Below are 24,137 nucleotides of genomic sequence, written 5' to 3' on the forward strand. Positions count from 1 at the left end.
AAGGAAAAGGTGGCAGCCTTCCTAAGTGGGGGCGGCACATCGCCCCCTAGGGGCGCGGGGAACTGCGCGACAAGCCACAACACCGCCGCACCCGCAAGACGACACCGCCAACAACGCCGCTGGGCAACCCAGGTACTCATCGCAGACGAACTAGCCCGCCACGCCTGCGCGGAACGAGGCCTCCCCCCACCCCCCGCCACCCTCCCCCCACACCGGCTCACCATCCCCGAACCCGACGTAGCAACCCTCGGCAGCATCATCGCGGCAGCGCTCACCCACTCCCCCGCCGCCCAAGCCCTGCTCACCGACCTGGAAAACGAGCAGCACATCCCCGAGACGGCCGTACGCGACTACTACGACCGCAACCAGGACCGCTTCCTCACCCCCGACGCCCTACGCCGCGGCGTCGACCCCTACGACGCACCAGCCCCCTCGGACATCCATCCGTACGAGCAGGTCCGCCACGACATCGAAGGCGAACTACGCCAAGCCGCAGCCCACCGCGCCTTCTTCACCTGGCTCGACAAGGCCCGCGCGGACGTCGAGTACGCCGAGGGCTACGAACACCCCGGCGACCCCACGCACCAGGACCACGAACACCGCCACTGAGCAAAACCATTGACCTCCGATGAATTCTGGTCCACATTTTCATCAATCGAAGTCCGACTTGGTGATTTGATCCAGCGACTCGATCCAGCGACGACTGGTCCCAGGAGGGCAGCAATGCGCGCAAGAAGACTCACCGGATCCCTGACCTGTCTGGTCGTCCTGACCCTGACGGCCGCCGGCTGCGGCCTGTCCGGCGGCGGTTCCGACGGCGGTGACGCCACGGCCGGCGGCTGCAAGGTCGACCAGAACAACGTCGGTTCCGGGAAGCTCTCCGGCGAGGTCAAGGGAAAGATCACGTTCCAGACGACCAACCTGAAGAAGGACTTCGGGACGTACTTCAACGGCGTCATCGACGCCTTCGAGCAGGCCCACCCCGGCGCCGAGGTGAACTGGATCGACGACCCGGGCGACGCCACCTTCACCCAGCGCCTGGTCGCCGACGCGCAGGGCTGCACGCTCCCGGACGTGGTGAACGTCAACGTCAACACGGCGGTCGCGCTGACGAAGAACGGCTACCTGCTCAACCTGGACAACAAGGCGCCGGACGCGGGCAAGCCGTTCGCCCCCGCGCTGTGGAAGTCCAGCATGTACGCCGACGCGGACGGCAAGAAGGTGCACAGCGTGCTGCCCTGGTACTCCGGCGGCATCGTGCAGACCTTCAACACCGATCTGATGAAGAAGGCGGGCCTGGACCCGGCCAAACCTCCGACGACCGTGCTGGGCCTGTTCGACGACGCGGAGAAGGTGGCCAAGGCCTCCGGCGGCAAGTACTACGCGTTCCTCGCCAATCCGCAGCTGCGCATCCCGGCCGACTGGCAGCAGATGGGCATAGAGATCCTCTCGGCCGACGGCAAGAAGTTCACCTTCGCCGACGACCCGAAGACCGCGCAGTGGGTCGAGGCCATGACCAGGCTCTACAAGGCCGGCGGCATGCCCAGGGACTCCCTGTCGTCCACGCAGGACCCGGCCAACGTCTACGGCCAGGGCAAGCTGGTCTACGGCCCGACGAACCCCAACTTCCTGCGGTTCATCCAGCAGAACAACCCGAGCGTCTACAAGAAGACCGGTGTCGGCCGGTTCATGCTCGACGCCCTCGGCCACACCGTCGGCGCCCCGCAGTACGTCGGCGTCGCGTCCACCAGCAAGAACGCCCCCACCGCGCTGGCCTTCGCGCAGTTCCTGACGAACGCCGAGAACCAGCTCGCCTGGGCCAAGGACCCGAACGTCGTCATCTTCCCCTCCACTACGGCCTCCCTGAACGACCCGTTCTTCCAGTCGGTCAAGGGCGACGACCCCTTCGCCGAGGCCCGCAAGATCGTCGCCAGTGACCGCAAGACCGCCACGGCCGACGAGATCGCCCTCACCCCCGGTGAGCTGAACGCCATCTCGGCCCAGATCCAACTGGCCATGCAGGGCAAGAAGAGCGCCGAGGACGCTCTGAAGGAGGCACAGTCCAAGGCCACCCGGCTGATAGAGCAGGGCAGCTGAGGATGACGCAACCGACCGTCCACCAGGCGCCCGTCCCCGCTCCCCCGGGTGCGGACGCCCGACGCCCCGGCGGCGCCTCCCCCGCCCGGCCGCCGGGGCCCCTGCGCCGCGCCCTCCGCTTCGTGACGCCCGGCCCGAGCGCCGACGCGGGGGGCGCGGCGCTCCACCGCCGCTGGTGGCTGCCCTGGCTGTGGATGACCCCGGCGATCATCGGCGCGACCGTGTTCGGGGTGTTCCCGTTCCTCAACACGGTCGTCGTCTCCTTCACCGACGCCAAGCCGCTGGGCGGTGCGTACAACCTCGTCGGGCTGGACAACTACCGCCGGATGCTGGGCGATCCGGACTTCTGGCTGGCCACCCGCAACAGCCTGCTGTACGCGCTGTTCGTCGTCCCGCTGATGGTGCTGCTGCCGCTGCTGCTCGCGATCCTGGTGGAGAAGAACCTGCCGGGCATCGGCTTCTTCCGCTCCGCCTTCTACACACCGGTGCTGGCCTCCAGCGTGGTCGTGGGCCTGAGCTGGCAGTGGCTGCTGAGCGACCAGGGGCTGGTCAACACCTGGCTGCAGAAGGCCCACATCATCCGCGAGGCGATCCCGTTCCTGTCGGACTCGTGGCTGATCCTGCTGTCGGCGATGGGCCTGACGCTGTGGAAGGGCCTCGGCTGGTACATGATCTTCTACCTGGCGGCCCTCGGGAACGTCCCCAAGGAGCTGCACGAGGCGGCGGCCGTGGACGGCGCGGGCGTGGTGCGCCGCTTCTGGCACGTCACCGTGCCCGGCGTACGCACCTCGATGATGCTGGTCGGCACCCTGACCGGCATCGGCTCGCTGCGGGTCTTCACCGAGATCTACATGCTGGGCGGCGCGACCGGCGGCCCCGGCGGCGCCGACCGCACGCTGCCCTTCTACATCCGCGACGTCGGCCTCGACCCGCTCACCGGCAACGCCGGCTACGGCGCCGCCGTCAGCGTCGCCCTGTTCGCCCTGACCCTGGGCCTCACGCTGCTCGCCCAGCGTCTGACGAAGGAGGACGAGGGATGACGACCGCCGTCGACAAGCGCCGCCGTCTGATACCCCGCTGGCGGGACTACGGCCGGCCGCGTGAACTGGTCGTCCGCTATCTGCTGCTGGTGTTCGTCCTGTTCATCACCGTCGGCCCGCTGCTGTGGCAATTGCTGTCGTCCCTCAAGGGCGCGGGAGAGGACGTCTTCGGCGCCGGTGCCTCGCTGATCCCCCACCACCCGACCCTGCGGGCCTACCGCGAGATCTTCGACCAGGTGCCGGTGTGGACGTACATCGGGAACAGCATGGTGATCGTCGCGCTGTCCGTCACGAGCCAGCTCGTCTTCTCCACCCTGGCGGGCTACATGCTCTCCAAGCCGGGCTGGAAGGGCCGGAAGCTGATCTGGGTGGTGCTGATGGCGTCCATGATGTTCCCCTTCGAGTCGATCATGGTGTCGCTGTTCCTCAGCATCCGGGACATGGGCCTGGTCGACCATCTGGCCGGTGTCTGGCTGCCCGGCTTCGTCGCCGCGATCAACGTCCTCATCATGCGGGCCGCGTTCCTCGCCGTACCGCGCGAGATAGAGGACGCGGCGATGCTGGACGGGGCGGGCGAGTGGAAACGCTTCCGGTATCTGTATCTGCCCTCCGCCTACGGCGCGATCCTCGTCGTCACCATCAACACCTTCATCAGCGCCTGGGACGACTTCCTGTGGCCCTTGATCGTGCTGCGCTCGGAGGAGCACTTCACCCTGACGCTCGGTCTGGCCCGGCTGCAGAGCTCGTCGTTCGGCTATGACCAGCGCATGGTGATGGCGGGTTCCGTCATCTCCGTGATCCCGGTGCTGGTGCTGTTCGTCATCACGCAGCGGTGGTTCTACAGGGGCGTCTCGTCCGGTGCCGTGAAGCTCTGATCGACCCGGAGCCCGACCGGTACGGCGGTCAGGGCCCGGCGCGCCGACTCCGCCACGCGGATCTCGACCGTGCCGGGCAGGACCGCCGTCTCCAGGTCCGGGCCCACTTGGGCCAGTTGGTCCGGACCGAGAGCGAACGCGACCGTACGGCACTCTCCCGGCTCCAGCTCGACGGCCCTGAAGCCCCTCAGCTCCAGTGCGCGCGGCCAGACCGGCGTGACGAGGCGGCGCAGATAGAGCTGCGCGACGGTACGCCCGTGCCGTTGCCCGGTGTTGGTGACGTCGACCTCGACGGTCCGCCCCGACAGCCGGGGCGGACCGTAGGCGAAGCTCGTGTACGCCAGCCCGTGCCCGAAGCCGTAGAGCGGCTCGGCGCTGTCATCGGCGTAGCCGCCGTACTCGATGTCCTTGTGGTTGTAGTGGACGGGCAGTTGACCTGCCGAGCGCGGCACGGACACGGGCAGCCGCCCGACGGGCTCGGCCCGTCCCAGCAGGACGTCCGCGATCGCCTCGCCGCCCCAGGAGCCCGGGTACCAGGCGGTGAGCAGCGCGGCGGCCCGTTCGGCGGCCTCGGGGACGGCGTGCGGGCGGCCCTGGAGCAGGACGACGACGGTGGGTGTGCCGGTCGCCGTGACGGCGTCGAGCAGGGCGTGCTGGGCCGCGCCGAGCCGGAGCCCGGCCAGGTCGACGCCTTCGCCGCAGGTCATCTCGGACACGACGGTGCGCGCGGCGCCGTTGGCGTCGAACTCCGTGCCGGGCGTACGGGCGCTGCTGCCGCCCAGTACGAGCACGGCGAGGTCGGACGCGGCGGCCTCGGCGATCGCCTCCGGGATGCCGGAGAGGTCGTCGCCGGTCAGGGCGCAGCCCTTGGCGTGGCGTACGTCGATGCCGGTGCGCCGGAGCGCGTCGAGGACGCTGGTGCCGGTGCCGGGGCGTTGTGGGGCGGTGTAGTCGCCCAGTTGGTGGGCGACGGTGTCGGCGTGCGGCCCCAGGACGGCGATACGGGAGCCGGTCGGCACGGGCAGCACACCCTGGTCGTTGTGGAGCAGGGTCACGGCGGCCCGGGCGAGGGCGGTGCTCAGATCACGTCCGACGGCGGGGTCCGGGAACGGGCCCGCGCTGTAGGGCTGTTCGAACAGCCCGAGCCGGAACTTGAGCCGCAGCACCCGCGCGACGGCCGTGTCCAGGGCCTCCACGCTCACCAGCCCCCGCTCGACCGCCTCCTCGAGATGGGTGAAGCCCTCATCCCACAGGCTCAGGTCGATCCCTGCGTGGAGCGCGAGAGCCCCGGCCGCCACCTTGTCCCCGGTGACGCGGGCCAGCCGGTCCACGGCCAGTCCGTCCGCCATGACGAGTCCGTCGAAACCCCAGCGGTGGCGCAGCAGTCCGGTCAGGAGGGCGCGGTTGCCGCAGCAGGGCATGCCGTCGACCTCGTTGTAGGCGGCCATGACGGCGGCGGCTCCGGCCCGGACACCGGCGTGGGCGGCGGGGAGGTGGATCTCGTGCAGCTCCCGGAGACCGAGTTCGGACTCGGCGGAGTTGCGGCCGCCGACGGTGGCGCCCTGCCCGGCGAAGTGCTTGAGGACGACGGGCGCCTTGTCCGGGGCGAAGAGCCCGTCCGGCCGGCCGAGGGGCTCCCCCTGCATACCGCGTACGAGCGCCTCGGTGAGCCGGGCGGCCAGATACGGGTCCTCGCCGAAGCACTCCTCGGTCCGGCCCCAGCGCGGATCCCGGGCGATGTCCAGAGCCGACACCAGGGCGACATGGCCGCCCCGGGCGCGCAGTTCGGCGGCGGCGTGGGCGGCGGCCCGCTCGTACAGCCCGGGGTCCCATGTGGCGCCGACGGCCAGGTTGACGGGCAGGACCGTGCCGTCAAGGGCCATGTGCCCGTGCGGCACCTCCTCGACGAACAGGGCCGGGATGCCGAGCCGGCTGTGCTCGACGACATGCCGCTGGACGAGGTGGGCCAGTTCGGCACCGGCCTCGGCGCCGGAGCCGGTGGTGTGGTCGACGCCCGACCAGGCGTCGGCGCGCAACAGCCCGTACAGGGCCCCGAGTCCGGCGAAGCGCTCGGTCTCGGCGTACAGGGCGTCGGTGAGTTCGAAGCCGCCGTCGGGGGTGCGCCGGTAGGCGTCCCAGCCGTACATCCGCTGGTTGAGCTGGCCGGCCTTCTCGCGCGGGGTCATGCGCGACAGCAGGTCGCGAACGCGGTCGTCGACGGGGGCGGTGGGGTCGCGGTACACAGGCGTGGACTGCCGGGTGGCGGTCATGGACGGCCCTGGTGGGCGAGCCGGGCCAGGGCCACGGCGCCCCGGCGGCCGTCGGGGACCCAGTCGAGGGTCAGAGCGAGGGTGCGGAGGCGGGCGTCCAGGCGCGAGGTGAGCGGCCCGTCGGGGCCGAGGAGGCCTCCGGTGGCCACGACCCTTTCTCCCGAGGAGGGGTCCAACGCTCGTACTGCCTCGGTGAGTTGGTCGGCGGCCTCGTCCAGGATGGCCAGGGCGACGGTGTCCCCGGCCGCCTCGACGACCAGTGGCGCGAGCCGGGCCAGGCGGATGGGGGGTTCCGCCATGACGGCGGGGAGCAGGTGTCTGCGATAGGCCTCGCGGTGGGGGCGGGACCAGGGGGTGTCGTCGAGGGGCGGGAGGGGGCGCCGTTCGACCGGGGAACCGGTCATGCCGTTGGGCACCGCCCCGGCCGCTCCGGTCCCTGCCGGGCCGCTCGCGGGTGGCGCCGCCTCGTCCCCCGCGCCGCCCTCCTCCATGCCCTGGACCACCTCGGGGGACAGCCGCCGCACCGTACCGCCGGAGGTTCCGCCCGGCAGCACCTCGCCCGGCACCCCGAGTTCCCGCCCCACCAGCTCCGCCAGCACCGTCGGCGCGCCCCTCCCGTCGGCCATCCGCAGTGCGGCCCGGACCGCCGCGCGGCCGATCCAGAAGCCGCTGCCGTCGTCGCCGAGGAGCCAGCCGTCGCCGTCCACGGTGGCGATGCCGCGGCGGTCGGTGATGCGCATGGCGACCGCGCCCGTGCCGGCCACCAGGGCGAGGCCGTCGGCCGGGGCGCCCGGGGCGGAGGCGAAGGCGGCCTCGATGTCGCTGCAGATGACGGGCGGTCCGGCGTCGATGCCCAGTCGGCTCAGGGCTGCGGTGAGGGCGGCCAGGGCGTTGCGCCGCCCCGGTTCGTCGGCGACGGCGCCCGTCGCGCCCGCGAAACCGCCGGCGACGGCCACGATCCGGGCACGGACGGACTCGGGCACGGCCTGTCCGACGGCCTCGGCGAGATGCTCGGTGAGCCGCGGCACCGGCACGGTCAGGGCGTTGCCCGGCCCGGCGGCGCCCTCGCCCAGCGGACGTCCGTCGGCGGCGGTCGCCAGGACCGCCCGGGTCCGGGTGCCGCCCGCGTCGAGACCGACCACCAGATCCCGAAGCTCCTGGTTCAATTCATTACCCATCGCTGACTATGGTGATTGATGCATTCACCCAGAGCAAGGGATCTGGGTGCTCGACCCGAGGAGGATCCCATTCCCACGCTCCGCTTCGGCGTCAACTACACGCCCCGCCGCGGCTGGTTCCACGCCTGGCACGACTTCGACCCGGCGCACGCCCGCGAGGACCTGGACCAGATCGCCGCGCTCGGCCTCGACCACGTCCGGGTCTTCCATCTGTGGCCGCTCCTCCAGCCCAACCGCACCCTCATCCGCCCCGCCGCCGTGGACCAGCTCGCGCACCTGGTCGACCTGGCCGCCGAGGCCGGTCTCGACGTCCTGGTGGACGGTGTGCAGGGCCATCTGTCCAGCTTCGACTTCTACCCGGAGTGGACGCGAAGCTGGCACCACCGCAATGTCTTCACCGACCCGGAGGCCGTCGCCGCCCAGGCCGAGCTGATGCGCACCCTCGGCCGCGCCCTGGCCGGCCGCCCCAACCTCATCGGCCTGCAACTCGGCAACGAGCTCAACAACCTGGTCGAGCACAATCCGGTGACCGCGGACGAGGTGGACCGCTACCTCGACACCCTGCTCGCCGCCACCCGCGAGCACCTGCCCCCGGGCCGGCTCGCGACCCACTCGGCCTACGACGCGGCCTGGTACGGCGACGACCACCCCTTCACCCCCGAGGCCTCGGCCCGCAAGGGCGATGTCACCACCGTCCACCCCTGGGTGTTCTCCGGCGACTGCGCCCGCCGCTACGGCCCCCGCTCCCCTCAGGTGCAGCACCTCGCCGAATACGGCACGGAACTCGCCAAGGCCTACGCCGAGGACCCGGCCCGCCCGGTCTGGGTGCAGGAGACGGGCGCCCCGGAGCCGCACATCCCGGCGGCCGACGCCCCGGACTTCGCGCGGGCGACCGTGCGGAACGCGGCCGGGTGCGAGGGGCTGTGGGGCGTGACGTGGTGGTGCTCCCACGACGTGGACCGCTCGCTCGCCGACTACCCGGAACTGGAGTACACCCTGGGCCTGTTCGACGCGCGGGGCGGCGCCAAGCCGATCGCGACGGCCCTGGCCGAGACCGTCGCCGAGGTGCGGGCGGGGCACCATCCCGTCCGGCCCCGCGACACGGCCCTGGTCCTGGACTGCACGCCGTCCACCCGCTCCGTATCCGGCCCGGGAGGCGCGTACTTCGACGCGTGGATGGCCCTGCGCGCCGAGGGTGTGCACCCGGCGGTGGTCCTGGCGGGGCGGGCGGACGACGCCGCCTACCTGGCGGCGCGCGGCATCAAGGAGGTCGTACGGGTGCCCTGAGCGCTCAGGCGCCGACCAGCGCCTCGGCGACGGCCCGGAGATTCACCCGGCCCCGCCCGTAGGAGCAGAGCGCGCCGCCCTCCGGCAGCCCGGTGTCGATCCGTACGGCGTCGGGCCGCCGGGACAGCAGGGCGGCGGACAACCGTTCCTGCCAGGGGTGGAGCCCGGCGTCACAGGTGGCGATGACGAGCGGGGTGTCACCGGAGGCGCGCAGGATCTCCTCCACGAAGGGAGCCGGATCCGTGTGCTCTCCGCTGACCGCGGTCCCCGTGGCCGTGGGGTCGAGGGCGCGCACCTCCGTCAGCAGGTCCTCGCCACCCCAGTTGAGCGCGGGATGCGGCGGCGGAAACAGGTCGACGACATGGGCGCCCCGCACCGCCGACGGCACCTCCCGGCTACGGACCGCCCGGCGGGCCGCCTCGAGACCGGCCCCCGCGTCCCAGCCGTCGACCGCCCCGGCGGCCGGGGCGGCGTACCGCACGGCGAGGCGCCGCACCCGCCCGGCAGCCTCCCGCACCCGCTCCTCGGGCAGCACGCCCGAGCGCAGCGCGTCGAGCACCGCGTCCCGGCAGGCCAGGGTGACTTCCAGGTCCGGCACGGCCACGATGACCTGGTCGGCACCGGCCGCGAGGGCGATCCGCGCCCCGGCGGCCTCGCCGTAGCGCTCGGCGATGGCCTTCATCTCCAGGGCGTCGCTGACCAGGACCCCGTCGAAGTCCAGCTCGTGGCGGAGCAGATCGCCCAGGATGCGGCGGCTCAGGGTGGCGGGCCGCTCGGGGTCCAGCGCCGGGTAGACGACATGAGCGCTCATGATCATCGGCACGCCGGCCGCGACGGCCGCCCGGAACGGTTCGAAGTCGGCCCGCAGTTCGTCGTGCGACCGCGGGTCGACGGCGATGCCGTGGTGGCTGTCGGTCTCGGTGCCGCCGTGCCCGGGGAAGTGCTTGGCGCAGGAGGCGACGCCCCGGCGCTCGGTGGCGGTGATCCAGGCCCGCAGATGGCGGGCGGCCAGGTCGGGTTCGGCGCCGAAGGACCGGGTGCGCACGATCGGGTTGCGCGGATGGTGCTGGAGGTCGGCGACCGGGGCGTAGGAGACCGTGATGCCGAGCGAGGCCAGATGCCCGGCCAGGGCGTCGGCGCAACGGCCGGTCAGCCCGGGGTCGTCGGCCACGCCGAGCGCGTACGATCCGGGCACCTCGGGAGCGTCCGCGCCGACCAGGTGCCCGATCCCGCCGCCCTCGTTGTCGATGCCGACGAGCAGGTCCGGGCGCAGGGACCGCAACTCGGCGGTGAGCCGCCGCACCTGCTCGGCGTCCCGCACGTTGCGGGTGAAGAGGATGACTCCGCCGAGCCCCCGGTCGACGAGTCGCTTGAGGGTGTCGGGCACGGCCGTGGTACCGGCGAAGCCGGCGACGAGGCAGCGGTGGGCGGCCTCGTCGAGGCCGGGGGGCAGGTGCGCGGAGTGGGTCACCCCGGGAATCCTCTGGCTCGTTCAACCAAATGTCAACAGCTTGATGGATTGACCATTCAGCTAGCCGAAACGTTCCTGAAGTTCGTCCGTCACCCACTCCCACCTCACCGACACCCGCTAGCCTCGTAGGTCACCGAAGGCGAACGGGGGATTGCCCATGGTGAACGCTGATCGCACGCCGCCGGACTGTCCCGGGGGGCATGACGGCATGCCGGAGCGTGGCGCCGGGCTCCACCTCCAGGATCAGCTCGAAATCCTCATCCAGGACTTCCGCACGAGCGCCGAGCCGCCGATGCCGGTGTTCGTCGTGCACGCGCAGGAGAGTGCGGACGACGACGCGGTGACCGGGCTGGTCCGGCAGCTGCACGCGGGTCAGGAGGCGCACGGCACGCGCTGCGCGGTGGCGCAGGACGCCTACGAGGGCGCCACGGAGGTGCGCCGGGCGGCGGCCATGGTGCGGGCGCTGAGCGACCCGAAGAAGTGGGGCGGCCCGAAGGCGGTCTACCGGCGCTACGCGTTCCCGCGGCTGCGGCTGGTGCATGCCATCGACGACGCCGTCGCGGCCCTCGGCGAGACCTGGCCCGCGCCCGAGCCGGGCAGCCCCGAGGCCGGTCAGGACCAGCGGCAACGGCTGCTGAACCAGCTCGCCCAGCAGCGCTGGAGGCCCAGGAACACCGCGCGCTGGCGCTCCGGTCTGCCGCTGTTCGACATGGCGCACATCCTCCCGGCGAGCCTCGTGACCGTGCTCGCCGCGCTCATGGCCCGCAGCGAGTGGTACGTGGCGGTGGGCGCGGGGCTGGTCTTCCTGCTGCTGCTGACCGTCCTCAACTACGTGCTGCCGGGGCGGGCGCCGATCTTCCTGTGGCTGCGCCGGGAGAGCCGCTGGTTCATGACGACGACCTTCCTCAGGGCGGCGGACCACGAGGATCCCACCGAGGTGTCGCTGCTGCGGCCGGTGCGGTCCTGGAAGGCGATCGCGGCCCGGGCGTACGACGTGGCCGAGGCGCTCACGGCGGGCGGCGACTTCCACCTCCAGTTGTGCGTGCTGGCGCTGCGGGAGGACCTGCGGGACAACCACCGCCGCTGGAGCTGGGACCTGCGCGGCTTCAAGCGGCCGCGCCCGCCGATGCTGTTCCTGCCCCACGCGGACGCCCGCAACGGCGGCATCGAACTGATCCGGGCCATCAGCGACGTCCGCAGCCGGCGCAGCGAGCTGGACCCGCTGATGGTGGTCGCCGCGGTGCACACGCGGGACGTGCCGCGCCTGGAGCGCGGCGTGGTGCCGCCGGCGCCCGACCCGGCCGCCGTACCGCCCCGGTTCGGCGAGCGGCTGCGCACCTGGCACCGGCAGTGGGCGCACAATCTGCGCGCCGAGCAGTCGCCCAGCCGGGAGCGGTCCGTCCTGCCCTGGGTGATGAAGATCCCGCTGCCGCCCGACCAGCTCGCCCCCGTCGAGGAACGCACCCGCCATCTGCGGGCCTCCACCCGTCCCACGCCCGCCCGGCTGGTGTGGGCCCTGCACACCCTGGTCCTGGTGATCGCCCTGCTGACGGCCGGGACCGTCATGCGGGCCGACGCCCTGCACGACCGGTACTGCTCGGCGTCCGTGCTGACCGCCAACCGGGACACCCGGCGCGCGCAGACACCCGGCGGCGGCACCGAATGCATCGGCATAGCGACGAACGGCGTCCGCTTCGCCGACTGGCTGCCCGTACCCGACCCCGCCGACGAGCCCAAGGCCCTGACGGCCGGCGACGCGACGCCCTGGACGGTGGACGAACTGGAGGACCGCATCGCGAAGCAGAACGCGAACGTCCTCGCCCACCACTCCGGCAAATACGTCACCGTCGTCTACGCCGGGCCGCTGAGCGCCGACTCCTCGGACGGCTCCTCGCTCGTGAAGGGCGCCGAGGAACTGGCGGGCGTGTACCTGGCGCAGGCCGTCATCAACGAGAACTCCAGCGTGAAACTGCGGGTCCTGCTCGCCAACGGCGGCGTGGACCTGGGCCATCAGGAGGAGATGGCCGAGGAGATCGCCTCCTACGCCGCCCAGGACCCGACCGTGGTGGGGGTCGTGGGCACCGGCCGTGACCTGAAGTCGAGCAGGGCGACGACCCGCACGCTGATGGAGGCCGGGCTGCCGATCGTCTCCGGCACCAACTCCGCCACCTATCTGCCCCGGGAGTTCGCCAACTGGTTCAGCCTGGCCGCCACGGACCAGTGGCAGACCGAGCAGCTCGGCCTGATAGCGGCCCAGTTGCGCACGGACCGTCGGCAGTACGCCCTAGTCCTCGCCCGGGACACGGCGAAGACCGACGACCTCTACACCGATGAACAGGCGCGCTACGGCGAGGACATGCTGCGCCGGCAGGGCTTCACCCCGCTCGAACAGCGCCGCTACACCCTCAGCGGCGGCAAGCCGGAACTCCGTTCGCACGCCCAGGAGATCTGCCGGGGCGGCCGGGTCCCGTCGGTGATCTACTTCGCCGGACGGGTGGAGGACATCGACCCCCTGATGACCCAGCTCGGCACCGAGCCGGGCTGCGCCGGCACGCCCCTGGCCATCCTCACCGGCGACGACCTGTCCAAGGCCGACTTCGCCGCGGGCGGGCAGTCCGTCGCGCCGAAGGTCACGCTGTACCACGCGGCCCTGGCCGAGCTCGAGAAGGCCGCCACCAGGACGACCTTCTATCTGGACGCCGGCGCGCACCTGCCGGGACTGGGGGGCGGCCGCCTGCGCTACGACAGTCCCGCCCTGGCCAGCGGCCAGACCGCCCTGGCCCACGACGCGACCCGTTCCCTGTACTGGGCGGCCACCCGGGACGACCGGCCGCAGAGCCGGGCCTCGACCTGGGTGAACCTGCGCAACGTCAAGATCGAGGGCATGGCCACCGGCACCATCGACTTCACCCGCGCCCCGCTGTACGGCGACCGCACCGGCCACAGCATCGTCCTGAAAGAGGTCCGCCGCGCCCGCGACGGCACCTCCGAGCCCCGCGTGGTGTGCAGCCGCGCCGCCGGGGACACGAAGCGGCTGACACAGAAGGAGTGCCGGATCCGACGCTGAGGGCCCTCTCAGCCCTCGGCGGGGGTCAGGCGCAGCGCGATGCTGTTGATGCAGTACCGCTGGTCCGTGGGCGTCGGATAGCCCTCGCCCGCGAACACATGCCCGAGGTGCGAGCCGCAGCGCGCACAGCGCACCTCGGTGCGCACCATGCCGTGGGTCCGGTCCTCGATCAGTTCCACCGCGTCGGTGTCCCTCGGGTCGAAGAAGGACGGCCAGCCGCAGTGCGACTCGAACTTCGTTTCCGAGGTGAACAGCTCCGCGCCGCAGGCGCGGCAGGAGTAGACGCCCTGGGTCTTGGTGTCGGTGTACTCACCGGTGAAGGCGGGCTCCGTGCCCGCCTGGCGCAGGACCACGTACTCGCCCGGGGTCAGTTCCGTGCGCCACTGCTCGTCCGGCTTCTCGACGTCGTACGGCATGAGCTTCCAGCCCCTCAGTTCGACAGACGGTCCAGGATGCGCGGGCCGAGGTCGGTGACGTCGCCCGCTCCCATGGTGAGAACGAGATCACCCGGCTTCGCCATTCCCGCGACGACCGAGGGGACGTCCGCCTTGTCGTGCACGGGCGTCACGTCCGCGCCCGCCACCCGGGCCGCCTCGATGATCAGCTCGCTGGTCACGCCGGGGATCGGGTCCTCGCGGGCCGGGTAGATGTCCAGCACGACCGAGGCGTCCGCGAGGGCCAGGGACTGCCCCATCTCCTTGCCCAGCTCCTGCGTCCGCGAGAAGAGGTGCGGCTGGAAGACGACCAGGATCCGGGAGTCGCCCGCCGCAGCGCGCATGGCCTCCAGGTCGGCGGTCATCTCGGTGGGGTGGTGCGCGTAGGAGTCGATGACCTGGACGCCCGCGGCCTCGCCCTTGAGCTGCAGCCGCCGCTTCACGCCCGTGTACGCGGCGATCGCCGGGGCCAGCTCGGCCGCCGGGACGCCGAGGGCGACGCCCGCCGCCAGCGCGGCGACCGCGTTGTGCGCGTAGTGCCGGCCGGGGACGGAGACCGTGAAGGTCAGCGTCTCGCCGTCCAGGACCACGGTGACCTCGCTCTTGAGGCCCTGCGGCACGACCGACAGGATGCGCACGCCGGCGTCCTCGGACTCGCCGTAGGTCACCACCCGCACACCGCGCCCCGCGACCCGTCGGGTCAGCTCCCGGGAGCCCTCGTGGTCGGCGGCGATGACCAGCGTGCCGCCCTCGGTGATCCGGTCCACGAACGTCTCGAACGACTCGTAGATCTCGTCCATCGAGGCGTAGTTGGCGTGGTGGTCCAGCTCCACGTTGAGGATGATCGCGACCTCGGGCGCGTACTTGTGGAAGCTGCGGTCGGACTCGTCGGCCTCGGCGACGAAGATCTCGCCGTCGCCGTGCAGCGCGTTGGAGCCGGGCGCGTCCAGGTCCCCGCCGATCGCGTACGACGGCGTCAGGCCCAGCTCGCTCAGCGACACCGCGAGCATCGAGGTCGTGGTCGTCTTGCCGTGCGTACCGGCGACCGCGATCGGCCGCAGGCCGTCCATCAGGGCGGCGAGCGCGTCGGAGCGGTGCACGACGGGGATGCCGAGCGCGGCCGCGCGGGCCAGCTCGGGGTTGTCCTGCCGGATCGCCGAGGACACGACCACGCAGCTCGCGTCGTCGGCCAGGTGCTCGGCGGCGTGCCCGATGTGCACCGTCACACCCAGAGCCCGCAGCGCCTCGGCCGTCGCCGACTCCTTCGCGTCGCTGCCGGCCACGACGGCCCCGCGCTGGGCGAGGATCTTCGCGATACCCGACATACCGGCCCCACCGATCCCGATGAAGTGCGGTCGGTCCATGGCGGTGGGAAGGCCGGGTGCCATGCAGATCTCCAAAGGCGTATCGGGGCGGTGAGCGCCCACAGCCTATTTCAGAAGCGCCACCGCATCCGCCCCGGCACTACGCCTTGCTGTGGGAGAACAGCTTCAGCACCGGCACCCCGACCTTGTGCCGGGCCCGCGACGCCCAGTCCCGGTGGAAGAACTCCTCCACGTAGTGGGGGTCGGTCAGCACGATCACCTCGTCCGCGCCGACCTCCTCCACGAGGGACTTGAGCGCGTCCAGCGGGTGATCCTCGATCAGCCGCCCCTCCGCCCCGCTCCCGGACGTCCGCAGCGCCGCGAGGGACACCTCCAGCGCCCGCTGCCCGACGCTCAGCGCCTCCTGGCCCTCCGGGGTCTCCCCCTCGCGGACGGCGTCGTCGAGTTCGCCGAGCGCGACGTCGTCGATGGCCCGCAGCAGACGGTCCGCCTGCTCGCCGCGCGGCTGGAGCAGCACCTGGAAGGAGACCCGCTCCTCCCCGTGCAAGGTGGTGACGAACTCCACGTCGGCGGACGTCAGGGCCTTCTCGATCATCAATACGCTTGTGAACACCAGGCGCCCCTTCTCATCCTTGCGGAAACCATCCTGCCCCGCGTTCGCACGGGAACTGCCGGATCCAGTGTGCCCTCCGGAATCCAAACAGAACGGCATATTCCGAACGTACTGACCGTCCGGCTTCCAGAGCGCCTCTACCCCGTGCCGCGCGGTTCAGTACGTCAGGACCGCCCGTACCTCGTGAACAGGAAGCCGTCCTCCTCCAGCATCGACAGCAGCGAGAAGCGCCGCGGGACCGTGACGGCGGGCCCTCCGGCGATGCGCTGGGCGTCGCCTGCCGTGAGCATCGGGGAGACGGTCAGACAGAGCTCGTCGAGCACACCGGCCGCCACGAGCTGCCCCAGCAGCCGCGGGCCGCCCTCGGTCAGCAGCCGCGTGTGGCCGAGCCCGGCGAGGGCCTGGACGGCCCGGGCGGGGTCCACGCCGATGCCGTCCCCCGCGGCCACCACGCGCGCGCCCGCCTTCTCGGCGGCGGCGACGCGGTCCGGGGCGGCGGAGGCTCCGGTGAGGACCAGGGTGGGCACCAGGGGCGAGGTGAAGAGCGGGAGCGAGAAGTCCAGGTCGAGGCCGGCGGTGACGACCGCGATCGCGGCGGCGGGCCCCTGCCCGGCCGCCTCCCGCGCCGCCGCGAACTCGGCACGCGCGCGGGCCGGCCGGTACCCCTCCTGGCGTACCGTCTCCGCGCCGACGACCACGACGTCCGCCAGCGCCCGCAGCGTGCCGAAGATCCGCATGTCGGTCGCGTTGGAGATGGGCTGCGAACGGCCGTCGTGCTGGGCGGCCCCGTCCAGCGTGGACACCATGTTGGCGCGCAGCCACGGCGCCGGTCCCCCGGCCCCCGGCTCGGGATAGGCGTAGGCGGCGGCCAGCTCGGCCAGGCCCCACTCGCGCCCGGCACCCTCCTCACCGGCCGCCCCACCCGGGGCCGGAGCTGCTGTTTCATCGGTCACAGGGAACAGACGTCGCATGCCGTGCAGTGTTCCACGCGCCGTAGCATGGTGAACCGTGTCCTCTTCCCCCGCCCCCTCCGGTACCGGCCCGATAGCCGACGCGGCCCCGCTCTCCCTGTGCGCCCGTGAGCCGCACGTCCCCGCGGATCGGCTGGTGGCCGAGATGGTGCCGCCGCCGCGGTTCGACTCGGTGCGCTTCAGCACGTACATCCCGGACCCGAACCAGCCCAGCCAGACCGAGGCCGTCCAGGTCCTGGAGAGCTTCGCGGCCGGCCTCGGCCAGGGTGCGGGCGCCTCCGGCAAGCGGCGGCTGTTCGGTTTCGGCAAGGCGCCGAAGGCCCCGGTGGGCCCGCGCGGTGTCTACCTCGACGGCGGCTACGGCGTCGGCAAGACCCATCTGCTGGCCTCCCTGTGGCACGCCACCCCGGCCGAGCCCGAGCTCAAGGCGTTCGGCACCTTCGTGGAGCTGACCAACCTGGTCGGCGCCCTCGGGTTCCAGAAGACCGTCCAGACCCTGTCCGGCCACCGTCTGCTGTGCATCGACGAGTTCGAGCTGGACGACCCGGGCGACACCGTCCTGGTCTCCACGCTCCTCGGCAAGCTCGTCGACGCGGGCGTGGCGCTCGCCGCCACCTCCAACACGCTGCCCGGCAAGCTCGGTGAGGGCCGGTTCGCCTCGGCCGACTTCCTGCGGGAGATCCAGGGCCTGTCGGCCCACTTCCGCGCCCTGCGCATCGACGGCGAGGACTACCGCCACCGCGGTCTGCCCGAGGCGCCGCCACCGTACTCCGACGAACAGGTGACCGAGACGGCGAACGCCACCGAGGGCGCCTCCCTCGACGCGTTCTCGCCCCTCCTGGAGCATCTCGCCCGCGTCCACCCCAGCCGGTACGGCGCGCTGACCGACGGAATCAGGGCGGTGTGCCTCACCGGTGTGCGGCCGGTTCCCGACCAGTCGACGGCCCTCAGGCTGGTCGTCCTCGCGGACCGGCTCTACGACCGCGAGGTGCCCGTGATGGCCTCGGGTCTGCCCTTCGACCAGCTCTTCAGCGAGGAGATGCTGAACGGCGGCTACCGCAAGAAGTACTTCCGGGCCATCTCCCGGCTGACCGCCCTGGCGCGCGACGCGGGCAAGCTGGCGAACTCCCGGTAACCACAACCCCAATACCGCACCAACTGCCGTGGGGCCAAGGGGTGGTTCAAGCCAACCCACCCACGGTTTTCAGGCTCTCTTCAGCTTGAAACGTTAAGTTAACCCTGCAAATGACTTTGCAGGGTTAACGTGTTTCTTGACCAGTCATTGACCAAGTGTTGGTCAGCGCTAGACGTGTCAATCACCTGAAGGGGGGCGCATGTACCGAGGTACGACGGCACGGACCGTGGTTTCGATCCTCGCCGCCGTCCTGCTCGCCCTTCAGTTCTTCGCACCGACGGCGTCCTTCGCATCCGCGCACACACCCCGTAAAGCCGAGGCCAAGGCTCAGCCCGGAACTGAACCCTCCGGCCTGTCCTCACGCCCCGGAAGCACGTTCTCCGGGAAGGCGCTGCGCGACGAGATCGCCCACTGCCGCACCGGACACCACGGGGACCCGACCGGTCCCCTGCGGACCCGCGACCGGTTCCACCACGCCGACTCCGCGCCCTGCGCGCCGGAGCGGCCCCTGCTGCGGCACATCCCGCCGACAGCACCGGACCAGGTCAGAGCCGGCGCCGCGCACCAACGCGCGTCGAGATCCTCGACGTCGCACACACCGGCAGCACTTCAGGTCTTCCGCTGCTGAGGAACAGAGTCGTTCCTTCCCCCACCTCTGTCATGCCCGTCCGACGCGTCCCCACTGCGCGCCAGGAGGAGTCACCACACTCATGCAACCCCTCATCGACAACGCCCGCACGCACGGACAGCGCCCTGAGGAGTTCGCCCGCCTCGCCGAGGGCCAGTCCCCCGACGTCCTGTTCATCACCTGCTCCGACTCCAGGGTCGTACCGGCTCTGATCACGGGCGCCCGGCCCGGCGAGCTGTTCGAGCTGCGCACCGCGGGCAACGTCGTTCCCCCCTACACCCTCGGACACCCCACCTCCGAGGCGGCCACGATCGAGTACGCCGTGGAAGTCCTCGGCGTCAAGGAGATCGTGGTCTGCGGCCACTCGCACTGCGGCGCCGTCGGCGCGGTGGTGCGGGGCGACGACCTCAGCGGCGTGCCCGCCGTGCGGGACTGGCTCGCGCACGCCTGCGACGAGCCCAAGTGCGCGGACCCGACCGACAAGACGGTCGCCGAAGCCGTGCAGAACCACGTCCTGACCCAGGTGGAGCGGCTGCGCTCGTACCCGAGCGTGGAGAGCCGTCTGGCGGACGGCCGGCTGCGGCTGCACGCCTGGTTCTACGAAGTGCACACCGGCGCCGTGCGGGACCACCGCGCGGACACCGACACCTTCGAGAAGCTGTGAGGGGCGCCATGACCAAGTTCCCCCACCTGAGGCAGGACTTCACCGCCTCCCTCGTCGTCTTCCTGGTCGCGCTCCCGCTGTGCGTGGGTGTGGCCGTCGCCTCCGGTGTCCCGGCCGAACTCGGCCTGGTCACCGGCATCGTGGGCGGCCTCGTCACCGGATTCCTGCCGGGCAGCAGCCTGCAGGTGTCCGGCCCGGCCGCCGGTCTGACCGTGCTCGTCTACGAGGCGGTCGACACCTACGGGCTGCCCGCGCTCGGTGTGATCGTGCTGGCCGCCGGTCTGCTGCAGCTCATCATGGGCGCGCTCAAGCTCGGCCGCTGGTTCCGCGCGATATCCGTCTCGGTCGTCGAGGGCATGCTGGCCGGAATCGGTCTGGTGCTCATCGCCGGTCAGCTGTATGCGACGGCCGGGCTGAAGGCCCCCGCCTCCGGCATCGACAAGATCCTGGGCCTGCCCGGGGCCGCCGTCGACGCGCTCGGCAGCACCAAGGCGCTCACCTCCCTCGCGCTCGGCGCGGCCACCATCGCGGTGATGGTGCTGTGGAAGAAGCTGCCGAAGCAGGCGCAGGCCGTTCCCGGCGCGCTCGCCGCGGTGATCCTGGCGATCGCGGCCACCGCCGCGTTCAACCTGCCGGTCGCCACCGTCGAGGTGAAGGGTCTGCTGGACTCCATCCAGCCCCCCGGCCTCGACGCCTTCGGCAGCGTGGGCATCGGCATCATCGGCACGATCATCGCCTTCACCCTGATCGCCTCCGCCGAGAGCCTCTTCAGCGCCGCCGCGGTGGACCGGCTGCACGACGGACCGCGCACCCAGTACGACAAGGAGCTCATGGCGCAGGGCGCGGGCAACACGCTCTGCGGTGTGCTCGGCGCGCTGCCGATGACCGCGGTCATCGTCCGCAGCTCGGCCAATGTCAGCGCGGGTGCCAAGACCAAGGCCTCCCGGGTGATGCACGGTGTGTGGCTGCTGCTCTTCGCGGCGCTCCTGCCGGCCACGCTGGCCCTGATCCCGCTGCCCGCGCTCGCCGGCATCCTGGTCCACGCGGGCTTCAAGCTCATCCCGTTCCGCAAGATCGTGCCGCTGTGGCGTGAGCACCGGGGCGAGGCGGTCATCCTGGCCGTCACCGCCGTGTCGATCGTCGCGGTGAACATGTTCGAGGGTGTGCTCATCGGTCTGGCCCTGTCGGTCGTCAAGACCGCCTGGGAGGCGTCGCACATCAAGCTCGAGGTCATCGACAAGGGCGCCGGCCCCATCCAGGCGTACCTGTCGGGCAACGCGACGTTCCTGCGGCTGCCGAAGATCCTGGACAACCTGGAAGGCCTGCCGCAGGACCGCCCGATCAAGCTGGACCTCTCGGGTCTGCACCACCTCGACCACGCCTGCCGCACGGCCCTGGAGAACTGGGCCGAGCGCCACAGCGACACGGACACGGAGCCGGTGAAGGTCACGGAGCCCGAGCTGGACTCCGAGCAGTCGAAAGAGGGCGAGAAGGTGACGGTGGCCTAGCGGCCCGCCGCACCGCCCACGCCCCCGGCCCGGGACGCGCCTTCCAGCGCGCTCCGGGCCGTTCGCATGTCCGTCGCGGGCCGGCCCTGACGGGGCGCGCGGTTCCCCGTGCCGCCGGGGCATGGCCCCGACCCCCGCTCCCGGCATATCGTTACAGAAGCATACGAAATCGGACCTCTGAACGGGGAGGTCGGCATGGTCGAAGAGCTGATGGGGGCGGTGGCGGCGGTCTGCGCCGGTGGCCTCGTGTACGTGGCCGCGGCGGCGCGGGTCGTCAAGCAGTACGAACGCGGGCTCGTCTTCCGGCTCGGGCGCGTGCACGGGGACGTGCGGCGGCCCGGGTTCACCATGATCGTTCCCGCGGTGGACCGGATGCGCAAAGTCAATCTGCAGATCGTGACGATGCCGATCCCCGCCCAGGAGGGCATCTCCCGCGACAACGTGACCGTGCGGGTCGACGCGGTGGTGTACTTCAAGGTCGTGGACCCGTCGGCCGCGATCGTCAACGTCGAGGACTACCGCTTCGCCGTCTCCCAGATGGCGCAGACCTCCCTGCGCTCGATCATCGGCAAGAGCGAGCTGGACGACCTGCTGTCCAACCGGGAGAAGCTCAACCAGGGCCTGGAGCTGATGATCGACAGCCCGGCCGTGGAGTGGGGCGTGACCATCGACCGGGTGGAGATCAAGGACGTGTCCCTGCCGGACACGATGAAGCGTTCCATGGCCCGACAGGCCGAGGCCGACCGGGAGCGGCGGGCCCGGCTGATCAACGCGGACGCCGAGTACCAGGCCTCGAAGAAGCTGGCCCAGGCCGCGCACCAGATGGCCGACACACCGTCCGCGCTCCAGCTCCGGCTGCTCCAGACCGTGATGGCCGTGGCGGCGGAGAAGAACTCCACGCTGGTGCTGCCCATCCCGGTGGAGCTGCTGCGGTTCCTGGAGCGGGGCCACGAGGAAGGCCGGCAGTCCCAGACACAGGCACAGCCGCAGACGCAGGCACAGACATCGGAGCCGGCTCCGACTGCTGCTCCTGCTCCTGCTCCTGCTCCTGCTCCGGCGGAGCCCGCGCTCGACACGCTCGACAACGGGGAGCACCCCCTCGACAAGACCGAACAGGCCATGGAGCACCTGCGACGGGCGGTGGAGCAGTGACCCGCGCTACGCGCGTGGTTCACGCCGCCCGCACCAGGTGATAGACACAGCGGGATCACAGTTCCTGTCCGCCAGCAGGAAGGTTCCCCCATGACCGAAACCGGTCGTTTCACCGCTACACGACGTCAGGTGCTCGCCGGAACGGGTGCTCTGGGCATCGGGATCGGATTCTCCGGTGCCCTGCCCGAACTCTTCGCCGGCACCGCCTCCGCACAGGGCCTCGGCCACCACGGCTACGGCCCGCTCGTCCCCGATCCGAAAGGTCTGCTCGACCTCCCTAAGGGCTTCCGCTACCGGGTCCTGTCCCGCGAGGGAGACCGGCTCCGCTCGGGTGAGGGCAAGGTCCCCTCCAACCACGACGGCATGTCGGCCTTCGCGGGCAAGGGCGGCCGGGTCCATCTGGTCCGCAACCACGAGAACCGCGCCGACGGCAGGATCCCCGTCCCCACGGTCGAGGGCCTCACCTACGACCCGGCGGGCAAGGGCGGCTGTACGGCCCTGACGCTGGACGCCCGGGGCAACGTCGTGTCGGAGCGCGTCGCGATCGCCGGCACCGCCGTGAACTGCGCGGGCGGCCCCACCCCGTGGGACACCTGGCTGACCTGCGAGGAGACCGAGGACAAGGCCGGCACCAACGGCTACACCAAGGACCACGGCTTCATCTTCGAGGTCGACCCGGCCGACCCGCACCGCACCGGTGCCGTACCGCTGACCGCGATGGGCCGCTTCCAGCACGAGGCGATCGCCGTCGACCCCCGGCGCGGTGTGGTGTACGAGACGGAGGACGCCTTCGAGAAGCCCTTCGGCCTCTTCTACCGCTTCCTGCCGAGGAAGCCGCTGGGCGGCCGGGGTTCGCTGCGCGCGGGCGGCCGGCTCCAGGCCATGCGGGTGCCCGGTGTGCCCGACCTGTCCACGATCCAGGAGATCGGCGCCGAGTTCGACGGCATCGAGTGGGTGGACGTACCGGACCCGCTGGCCGGCGAGACGCCGATCCGGTTCCAGGACTTCGGCCGCGGGGGCATCACCCACGCGCAGAAGCTGGAGGGCTGCTACTGGGGCGGCCGTTCGGTGTACTTCGTGTCGTCCTTCGCCCGCCGCTCGGACGGTTCGACGGCCGACCACTACGGGCAGATCTGGCGCTACGACCCCGAGCGCCGCCGGCTGACCCTGGTGATCGTCTTCGGCCCGGGCACCGACATCCAGCTGCCGGGAGAGTCGCCGGACAACATCTGCCTGGCGCCCAGCGGCGGCCTCATGGTCTGCGAGGACGGCAACGGCGCACAGCACGTCTACGGCGTGACCCGGCGCGGCGAGGTGTACGCGATGGCGCGCGGCCGGCAGAACATCGGCACCCCCGAGGAGCCCGAGTGGGGTGAGTTCGCCGGCGTGACCTTCTCCCCCGACGGCGACACGATGTACGTCAACTGCTACACCCCCGGCACCACGTTCGCGGTGACGGGCCCCTGGCGCCGGTAGCCGGCCGCGCTCCCGACCGGGGCGCCGGGTGCGGAACCCGGCGCCCCGGCGGATGATCGAGGCTCCAGGCCGAAAGGGGCCCCGGTGGGTCACGAACACCGCACCTCGTTGCGTGAGCGGCTGCGCGTCCCGGCCGGTGAGCCGCTCGACCTGTCCCGTCACGGGGCCGCCGCCACACCCGGGGGCCCGGACGGCAAGGCGGCGGGCAAGGCCGCCACGGCCCGGATCGGCGAGCGCCTCGCCGTCCTCCAGGAGCGGCTGTGGGCGGCGAGCACCGCGGGCGACCGGCGGCGCGTCCTGCTGGTCCTCCAGGGCATGGACACCAGCGGCAAGGGCGGCACGGTCAAGCATGTGATCGGCCTGCTCAACCCGTCCGGCTGCCGCATCACGCCGTTCAAGGCGCCCACGGACGAGGAGCGCGCGCACCCCTTCCTGTGGCGCGTGGAGAAGGCGCTCCCGCTCCCCGGCGAACTGGGCATCTTCGACCGCTCGCACTACGAGGACGTCCTGATCGCCCGCGTGCGCGGCCTGGCGTCCGCCCCCGAGATCAACCGGCGCTACGAGCAGATCAACCGTTTCGAGAAGTCCCTCGCGGACGACGGCGTGACCCTGGTCAAGTGCTTCCTGCACGTCTCCTACGAGGAGCAGCGCCGCCGGCTGCTCAAGCGGCTCGACGAGCCGGAGAAGCGCTGGAAGTTCGCCGCCTCCGACATCGACGACCGGGCCCTGTGGCCCGCGTACCAGGAGGCCTACGAGATCGCCATGGAGCGCTGCGGCACCTCGTACGCGCCCTGGTACCTGGTCCCGGCCGACCGCAAGTGGTACCGCAACTGGGCGGTCAGCACCCTGCTCCTGGAGCATCTGGAGGAGCTGGATCCGCGGTATCCGGAGGCCGACTTCGACGTGGCGGAGATCCGGGAGCGGCTGCTGCGGCAGCCCTGAGCGG

Annotated in this window: 20 protein-coding genes; 13 read left to right on the forward strand and 7 right to left on the reverse strand. The window is 71.6% G+C overall.

Annotated features, from left to right (window positions below; all coding sequences use genetic code 11):
• Positions 1 to 9 precede the first annotated feature (9 nt).
• The 4 genes from NNW99_RS07280 to NNW99_RS07295 all read left to right on the forward strand — a co-directional run bounded on the left by NNW99_RS07280 (position 10) and on the right by NNW99_RS07295 (position 4,012).
• Positions 10 to 609, forward strand: coding sequence for a peptidyl-prolyl cis-trans isomerase (locus tag NNW99_RS07280; protein ID WP_321170386.1), 600 nt, complete (start codon positions 10 to 12; stop codon positions 607 to 609).
• A gap of 114 nt (positions 610 to 723) precedes the next feature.
• A complete protein-coding gene (locus NNW99_RS07285) occupies positions 724 to 2,097 on the forward strand; it encodes an extracellular solute-binding protein (protein WP_215117882.1) in 1,374 nt (457 codons plus the stop codon).
• Positions 2,098 to 2,099: 2 nt separating this feature from the next.
• Entirely contained in the window at positions 2,100 to 3,137 is a 1,038-nt protein-coding gene (locus NNW99_RS07290) for a carbohydrate ABC transporter permease (RefSeq protein WP_215117883.1), read from the forward strand.
• A complete protein-coding gene (locus NNW99_RS07295) occupies positions 3,134 to 4,012 on the forward strand; it encodes a carbohydrate ABC transporter permease (RefSeq protein WP_215117884.1) in 879 nt (292 codons plus the stop codon). The genes NNW99_RS07290 and NNW99_RS07295 overlap by 4 nt, the downstream gene beginning before the upstream one ends.
• Here the strand turns inward: NNW99_RS07295 and NNW99_RS07300 are convergent.
• Positions 3,976 to 6,282, reverse strand: coding sequence for a glycoside hydrolase family 3 N-terminal domain-containing protein (locus tag NNW99_RS07300; protein WP_215117885.1), 2,307 nt, complete (start codon positions 6,280 to 6,282; stop codon positions 3,976 to 3,978). The two genes, NNW99_RS07295 and NNW99_RS07300, sit on opposite strands and share 37 nt — an antisense overlap.
• On the reverse strand, positions 6,279 to 7,460 hold the full coding sequence (locus NNW99_RS07305; protein ID WP_215117886.1) for an N-acetylglucosamine kinase: 1,182 nt from the start codon (positions 7,458 to 7,460) through the stop codon (positions 6,279 to 6,281). Before NNW99_RS07305 ends, NNW99_RS07300 begins: the two co-directional genes overlap by 4 nt.
• A gap of 18 nt (positions 7,461 to 7,478) precedes the next feature.
• Between NNW99_RS07305 and NNW99_RS07310 the strand changes: the two genes are divergently transcribed.
• Complete coding sequence (locus NNW99_RS07310; RefSeq protein WP_215117887.1) at positions 7,479 to 8,747, forward strand: cellulase family glycosylhydrolase; 1,269 nt, start codon at positions 7,479 to 7,481, stop codon at positions 8,745 to 8,747.
• 4 nt (positions 8,748 to 8,751) lie between these two features.
• On the opposite strand, the gene NNW99_RS07315 is transcribed toward NNW99_RS07310, so the two are convergent.
• Entirely contained in the window at positions 8,752 to 10,218 is a 1,467-nt protein-coding gene (locus NNW99_RS07315; RefSeq protein WP_251057733.1) for a glycoside hydrolase family 3 N-terminal domain-containing protein, read from the reverse strand.
• A gap of 208 nt (positions 10,219 to 10,426) precedes the next feature.
• Here NNW99_RS07315 and NNW99_RS07320 point away from each other — a divergent pair, with 208 nt between their 5' ends.
• Complete coding sequence (locus tag NNW99_RS07320) at positions 10,427 to 13,285, forward strand: ABC transporter substrate-binding protein (protein ID WP_215117888.1); 2,859 nt, start codon at positions 10,427 to 10,429, stop codon at positions 13,283 to 13,285.
• Positions 13,286 to 13,293: 8 nt separating this feature from the next.
• Here NNW99_RS07320 and msrB read toward each other — a convergent pair whose 3' ends face one another.
• From msrB to NNW99_RS07340, 4 genes are all read right to left on the reverse strand, one after another.
• Positions 13,294 to 13,701 (reverse strand): peptide-methionine (R)-S-oxide reductase MsrB, encoded by a 408-nt coding sequence (msrB, locus tag NNW99_RS07325; protein ID WP_215117889.1) that lies wholly within the window; start codon positions 13,699 to 13,701, stop codon positions 13,294 to 13,296.
• A gap of 14 nt (positions 13,702 to 13,715) precedes the next feature.
• A complete protein-coding gene (gene murC, locus NNW99_RS07330; RefSeq protein WP_215117890.1) occupies positions 13,716 to 15,107 on the reverse strand; it encodes a UDP-N-acetylmuramate--L-alanine ligase in 1,392 nt (463 codons plus the stop codon).
• A 76-nt stretch (positions 15,108 to 15,183) separates the two neighbouring features.
• Positions 15,184 to 15,657 (reverse strand): indole-3-glycerol phosphate synthase, encoded by a 474-nt coding sequence (locus NNW99_RS07335; RefSeq protein ID WP_215117891.1) that lies wholly within the window; start codon positions 15,655 to 15,657, stop codon positions 15,184 to 15,186.
• Between the two features lie 164 nt (positions 15,658 to 15,821).
• On the reverse strand, positions 15,822 to 16,628 hold the full coding sequence (locus NNW99_RS07340) for a pyrimidine reductase family protein (RefSeq protein ID WP_215117892.1): 807 nt from the start codon (positions 16,626 to 16,628) through the stop codon (positions 15,822 to 15,824).
• A 37-nt stretch (positions 16,629 to 16,665) separates the two neighbouring features.
• On the opposite strand from NNW99_RS07340, the gene zapE reads away from it, so the two are divergent.
• The 7 genes from zapE to NNW99_RS07375 all read left to right on the forward strand — a co-directional run bounded on the left by zapE (position 16,666) and on the right by NNW99_RS07375 (position 24,133).
• Positions 16,666 to 17,763 (forward strand): cell division protein ZapE, encoded by a 1,098-nt coding sequence (zapE, locus tag NNW99_RS07345; protein WP_215117893.1) that lies wholly within the window; start codon positions 16,666 to 16,668, stop codon positions 17,761 to 17,763.
• Between the two features lie 199 nt (positions 17,764 to 17,962).
• Positions 17,963 to 18,391, forward strand: coding sequence for a hypothetical protein (locus tag NNW99_RS07350; protein WP_215117894.1), 429 nt, complete (start codon positions 17,963 to 17,965; stop codon positions 18,389 to 18,391).
• An 82-nt stretch (positions 18,392 to 18,473) separates the two neighbouring features.
• Complete coding sequence (locus tag NNW99_RS07355) at positions 18,474 to 19,055, forward strand: carbonic anhydrase (RefSeq protein WP_215117895.1); 582 nt, start codon at positions 18,474 to 18,476, stop codon at positions 19,053 to 19,055.
• Between the two features lie 8 nt (positions 19,056 to 19,063).
• Positions 19,064 to 20,563: a SulP family inorganic anion transporter gene (locus NNW99_RS07360; RefSeq protein WP_215117896.1), complete on the forward strand. Its 1,500-nt coding sequence runs from the start codon at positions 19,064 to 19,066 to the stop codon at positions 20,561 to 20,563.
• A 195-nt stretch (positions 20,564 to 20,758) separates the two neighbouring features.
• Positions 20,759 to 21,715 carry a slipin family protein gene (locus tag NNW99_RS07365; protein WP_215117897.1) on the forward strand — a complete coding sequence of 319 codons (957 nt, stop codon included), beginning with the start codon at positions 20,759 to 20,761 and terminating at the stop codon, positions 21,713 to 21,715.
• Positions 21,716 to 21,805: 90 nt separating this feature from the next.
• The gene (locus NNW99_RS07370) at positions 21,806 to 23,191 is read left to right on the forward strand and encodes a PhoX family protein (RefSeq protein ID WP_215117898.1); all 1,386 of its coding nucleotides are present in this window, start codon (positions 21,806 to 21,808) and stop codon (positions 23,189 to 23,191) included.
• Between the two features lie 84 nt (positions 23,192 to 23,275).
• Positions 23,276 to 24,133, forward strand: coding sequence for a PPK2 family polyphosphate kinase (locus NNW99_RS07375; protein ID WP_215117899.1), 858 nt, complete (start codon positions 23,276 to 23,278; stop codon positions 24,131 to 24,133).
• The last annotated feature ends 4 nt before the right edge of the window (positions 24,134 to 24,137 follow it).

The sequence above is a fragment of the Streptomyces sp. CRCS-T-1 genome (assembly GCF_024442335.1).
In the GTDB taxonomy this organism is placed as follows: domain Bacteria; phylum Actinomycetota; class Actinomycetes; order Streptomycetales; family Streptomycetaceae; genus Streptomyces; species Streptomyces koelreuteriae.